At 59.5% G+C, this 2,274-nt stretch carries 5 protein-coding genes; 2 read left to right on the top strand and 3 right to left on the bottom strand.

Translation table 11 applies throughout. The features are described from left to right. On the top strand, window positions 1–197 hold a 197-nt coding region (locus tag IEX64_RS24125; protein WP_229710733.1), incomplete at its 5' end, for a hypothetical protein. 517 nt (window positions 198–714) lie between these two features. Next, window positions 715–1,284, top strand: a complete 570-nt coding sequence (locus IEX64_RS24120; protein ID WP_188824002.1) for a recombinase family protein — start codon at window positions 715–717, stop codon at window positions 1,282–1,284. 5 nt (window positions 1,285–1,289) lie between these two features. On the opposite strand, the gene IEX64_RS24115 is transcribed toward IEX64_RS24120, so the two are convergent. The 3 genes from IEX64_RS24115 to IEX64_RS24105 form a co-directional block, all read right to left on the bottom strand. Beyond that, window positions 1,290–1,553: a hypothetical protein gene (locus IEX64_RS24115; protein WP_188824000.1), complete on the bottom strand. Its 264-nt coding sequence runs from the start codon at window positions 1,551–1,553 to the stop codon at window positions 1,290–1,292. Window positions 1,554–1,615: 62 nt separating this feature from the next. Continuing rightward, a complete protein-coding gene (locus tag IEX64_RS24110) occupies window positions 1,616–1,792 on the bottom strand; it encodes a hypothetical protein (RefSeq protein ID WP_188823998.1) in 177 nt (58 codons plus the stop codon). Then, complete coding sequence (locus IEX64_RS24105) at window positions 1,789–1,965, bottom strand: hypothetical protein (RefSeq protein WP_188823996.1); 177 nt, start codon at window positions 1,963–1,965, stop codon at window positions 1,789–1,791. The genes IEX64_RS24110 and IEX64_RS24105 overlap by 4 nt, the downstream gene beginning before the upstream one ends. Window positions 1,966–2,274 lie beyond the last annotated feature (309 nt).

The raw sequence follows: 2,274 nt of genomic DNA, 5'->3' as shown, positions 1-2,274 counted from the left end.
TGGAAAAGTGGTTCCGCGATCAGGGGGATCCGGTCAGCAATCGCGATATGGCTCGCCGGGCTCCGAACTGTTTTCGCAAGCTCAATCTGAGCAAGCGCGAGGCCATTCTGCGTTCGATGGAGCGTGACGAGTACATCCGGGCGGTGGAGGTTGCGCGTGGTAATACCAAGACGATCATGTGGGAGATCAAGGACTAGGCTGGGTGTCGCAGCGGGTGTCGCAGGTTTTCTGTGACACCCGTCTGTTTTCTGCGACAAGGTGTCGCAACTGGTTGCGACAAAACATGCCGCGCAGGCACTTTTTTGCGACACCTTTAGGCGCGCAAAATGGCTGATTGCTGCCATTTCATAAGTTCTGTCGCAGGTGTCATAGGTGTCGCAAGCTCCCAGACGCCGAGTCAGAGGTCCTAATAGATAAGATGGTTTATCTCTTTCTTATATTGGTGTTTTCCATCCATTCCTCGCTCCGCGTTGCGACACCTGTGACACCTGTGACACCTGCACGTCGCGTCACTCCATCGATCGCGTTTCGCTACGCGTGCCCCTGGCGGGTATTTCCGCGCCTATCGAGATGTTGGTCCCTGCCGGGTAGGTCTCATGGGGTATACCTCGGCGCGATCATGGTTCTGCGTACCCTGGAGTCTCACGCCATTGCGGATTCCATCCAGATGAGATATTATCATAGATGTTAATCAGATGAGACAAAGGCGGTGGTATGAAGATCGGGTACGCGCGTGTGTCGACTACGGACCAGTCGTTGGATATTCAGCGTGCCGCACTTCTCGCTGCTGGGGTGGCGGAAGAGCACCTGTTCTGCGAGAAGGTCTCGGGCCGGACCGCTGATGACAGGCCTGAACTTCAGCGTTGCCTTTCCTTCGCCAGGAGCGGTGACACGATCCTGGCGACGAAGCTCGACAGGTTCGCCCGTTCTGCTCGCGACCTCCATAATCTGCTCGCTGATCTCGACAGCCGGGGCGTCGGCTTCCAATGTTTGGATCAGGCCATCGATACGACGTCTTCGACCGGGCGGCTGACTCTCAGCATTCTCGGTGCTGTGGCCGAGTTCGAACTCGCGATCCGCGCCGAGCGCCAGCGAGATGGCATTGCGGCAGCGAAGAACAGGGGGACCTACCGAGCGAGGAAGTCCGCCATCGACGTGGACCGGGTGCGCGACCTCTCAGCCAGGGGCATGAAGCCGGAGGAGGCTGCGGCCGTAATGGGCATCAGCCGCGCTTCGGTGTACAGGGCGCTGGCTACGATCAAGGCATCGTCTGCGGCGGCATGATCTGATCACTTCGCGGGAAGACCGCAGGCCGCCCGGAACCTCGCGGCATCTTCGCGGTTCTCGAACCCGAACCGGACCACATCGAGCCGCACACGGTCTATCCGTCGTGCCCGGATACCATGGGCGCGCAACCATAAGGTAAGTTCGTCGCCGATGTACTCCGGGCAATCCCCATCCTGGAGGGGAACAGTCACGTCTTCGACGATCACGATCTCGCGGTTGAGGTTGCGCAGGGTGAGCAGCCAGGCTGGCGGTGTAGCAGTTGTCATCGGGTATTTAGCCGTGACCGTGCCCGGTACCGGCGAGCACGAAAGTCGTGATCCGCAGGACATCAGAAGGCCTTGGGAGCCTCTCCATCGAGGCTTGCCAGCCATGCGAGGAACTCCTTCTTCGACATCGTCCTGCCCTGTGTGCCTGCCGAGGCCATGACCATCTCGACGATGTCCTTCGGGACCTTTCTGCCGTCGCAGAACGGGCAACTGCACGCACCTGGATCATCAGCGATCAATGCACTGTCCTCGTCACCCTGACCGCGTCACCATCGATGCAGGACCGGCAGATCACGCTGAATACCTTGTCGCCCCGGACCTTGATCTGGTCAGAATGGAAATCACGTTCGCACAGATCGCAACCCCGAGCCGCAGCGACCTCGACGAGCGACATATCCACTTCGTCTTGCATCGTAGTCTCCTTGGATCGCAGGTCGTCATGGTATCACGCCACTTCGGTTACGATGATCCCGGAGGACATTTGCAAAGACCTCCCGCGACCACCGAACCAGCTCATCGTCCCCCAGATCATACAGGCCCGGCATCATGACATCACGCTCGACCAAGACCACGCCCGCGTCGGGGCCCCATGCTGCCCGCGATGATGGCCGCGACGACGTACACGGAATCGACGATCTCGTTGCCCGAATACGGACCGCACACCGCGACGGAACGAGCCTCGCCAACCTCCGTCAGGCCTTCTCGGAAATCGCAAAAAACG

The organism is Novosphingobium indicum, assembly GCF_014645195.1.
GTDB classification, from domain to species: domain Bacteria; phylum Pseudomonadota; class Alphaproteobacteria; order Sphingomonadales; family Sphingomonadaceae; genus Novosphingobium; species Novosphingobium indicum.
This window is presented reverse-complemented; position numbering and strand designations above follow the sequence as displayed.